The sequence below is a fragment of the Mesorhizobium sp. M5C.F.Ca.IN.020.32.2.1 genome (genome assembly GCF_004023105.1).
GTDB lineage: Bacteria > Pseudomonadota > Alphaproteobacteria > Rhizobiales > Rhizobiaceae > Mesorhizobium > Mesorhizobium wenxiniae.
Genome location: NZ_RZSX01000904.1, coordinates 1 through 2,436, shown reverse-complemented (window position 1 = coordinate 2,436; position 2,436 = coordinate 1). Strand labels below are relative to the sequence as shown.

At 60.7% G+C, this 2,436-nt stretch carries 3 protein-coding genes; 1 reads left to right on the top strand and 2 read right to left on the bottom strand.

What is annotated here, in order from left to right; genetic code table 11:
• On the bottom strand, window positions 1-525 hold a 525-nt coding region (locus EOA86_RS30650), incomplete at its 3' end, for an ATP-grasp domain-containing protein (protein ID WP_206630183.1).
• Window positions 526-541: 16 nt separating this feature from the next.
• Window positions 542-1,501: a CoA ester lyase gene (locus tag EOA86_RS30645; protein ID WP_091598608.1), complete on the bottom strand. Its 960-nt coding sequence runs from the start codon at window positions 1,499-1,501 to the stop codon at window positions 542-544.
• A 637-nt stretch (window positions 1,502-2,138) separates the two neighbouring features.
• On the opposite strand from EOA86_RS30645, the gene EOA86_RS30640 reads away from it, so the two are divergent.
• Window positions 2,139-2,436 (top strand): aldehyde dehydrogenase family protein (locus EOA86_RS30640; RefSeq protein WP_164892137.1); only part of this gene is annotated, 298 nt, incomplete at its 3' end.

The following is a 2,436-nucleotide window of genomic DNA, read 5'->3' as shown; positions in this document are numbered from 1 at the left end:
GCCAATCAGGTTGTTCTCGAGACCAAGCCCGAAGGCGATCTCGCGCGCCTGATACTGCTGCATCCCCGCGCCGGGGTCCACGGTCGCGCGAATGATTGAATCTGGCTGCTTTTCGGCGATCTCTTCGATCTCCATGCCGCCGGACGCAGACGCGACGATCATCACCCGCTCGGCTTTACGGTCGAGAACAAAGGCGAGATAGATTTCCTGGCGAATGTCGACGGTCTCTTCGACATAGAGCCGCGACACCAGCTTGCCGCGCGGCCCCGTCTGATGCGTCACCAGCTTCCTGCCGAGCATCGCCTCGGCGGCATCGCCCACTTCCTGGTCGGACTTGCAAATGCGGATGCCGCCAGCCTTGCCGCGCGCGCCGGAATGTATCTGCGCCTTGACCACCCATTTGCCGCCACCGATCTCGCTGGCACGGTACGTCGCCTGCTCCGGACTGTAGGCCAGACCGCCGCGCGGCACGTGGACGCCGTGACGGGCGAGCAGTTCCTTGGCCTGGTATTCGTGAATGTCCATATTTCCTCCCGAAAACTCAGTGCGTCGTCTGCGCCCGGCCGGCGCGCTCGATCGCCTCGTTGACCGTCAGCACGTTGCGCGCCATGCGTTCCGAAGCCGCGTCGATCATCTTGCCATCGAGCGCCGCGGCTCCCTTTCCGAGCGCCTCCGCTTCCTTGAGCACCTCCAGGATGCGGCGGGCTCGCGTGACCTCCTTCTCAGGCGGCGAGAACACGTCGTTAGCCAAAGTGATCTGCGAAGGGTGGATCGCCCATTTGCCTTCGATGCCGAGAGCCGCGGCGCGCTTGGCGGCGGCCATGTAGCCTTCAGGATCGGAGAAATCGCCGAACGGTCCGTCGATGGCGCGCAGGCCATAGGCGCGGCAGGCGACGGTCATGCGCGACAAGGCAAAATGCCACTGGTCGCCGGGATAGTCGGGATTGAGGCCGCCGATGTTGACAGTGCGTGCCTTGTTGCTCGCCGCATAGTCGGCGACGCCGAAATGCATGGCTTCCAGCCGGCCCGGCGTGGCGGCGATCGCCTCGACATTAGCCATGCCGAGCGCCGTCTCGATCAGCGCTTCAAGACCGACACGGGTCTTGAAGCCCTTGGCCATCTCGATCTGGTTGATCATGGCCTCGACCATATAGAGGTCGGCCGGCACGCCCACCTTCGGCACCAGGATGGTGTCCAACCGATTGCCGGCCTGTTCCATCACGTCGACGACATCGCGATACATGTAATGGGTGTCGAGGCCGTTGATGCGCACCGAGACGGTCTTGCCCTTCGCGCGCCAGTCGATGTCGTTCAGCGCCTGGATGATGTTCTTGCGGGCGCGCTCCTTGTCGGGTGGGGCGACCGCGTCCTCGATGTCGAGGAAGACGAAGTCGACGGCGCTGTTCGCCGCCTTGTCGATCATTTCTGGGCTAGAACCCGGAACTGCCAGTTCGCTGCGCTGGAGCCTCAGCTTTTTGAGGTGATTGATGGTGTGGCTCACGTTGCGTCTCCCCTGAACCCGGCCTGTTTGACTATGCCAGACATTTGTCCATATCCGCTTGTGTTCCTTCACACGGTAGCACGCCTTAGACGCCGGGCTTGTGCTGCCAGCGAGGAGATGCCGCATAACATCTGCGTTTTTTGCGCGGTCGCGCAGCTAATCCTCTTTCCGTAGTTCTTTCGGCCCCTATCGGGCGGGCGGCCCGCTCTGAACGCCCGCCATGGATGTATCTTCGGCAGAGGACTTCAGACCGGTGGAGGGTGGGGTTTGGACGATCTCCAGGGCGAAAATAAAAGCTCACCCAATGCTCCTTCAGTCGAAACGCTCGTCGATCAAAGCGACACGACAACTATGCGTCCTGTGCAACCAAGTGCCGGCACATCTCCGCAAGAGGCACCGCTATAGGCCTGCTGACCCCTGCCAGCTAGGTCCGCGACGTCGTATGCCACGCGTAGACTGGCAGAAATGTCCTCTTTCCTTAATGCGGCTCCCCAAAAGCAGACCGAGATCAGACGCAAAAACTCAGCAGAACGTCATTATTCGCAGGAGAACGCCTTCATGGCCGTACATCGCGCTGCCAATCGCCTCAGTTGCGGGGTTAGTTTGGCGAAAATGAACACTCGATTTGGGGTTACGAATGAAAGGTTCAGCAACCACATTAAAGGGGCTTAAACGGCCGGACCTTCTGCAAAAGTGCGCTTATGTTAATGGCGCCTGGCTTTCCAAGGTTGAAACGATCTCCGTAGTGGACCCCGCGACTGGCGAGGAACTGGCTCAGGTGGCAGCCTGTGAGATTTCCGACGTGGACACTGCAGTCAACGTCGCGAGAAGCGCATTTCAAAGATGGCGCGATGTTCTTCCTTCGGTACGGGGCGAATACCTGCGGAAATGGGCCGCAGGTATGCGCGAGAATGCGGAAGATCTTGCCGCTATCA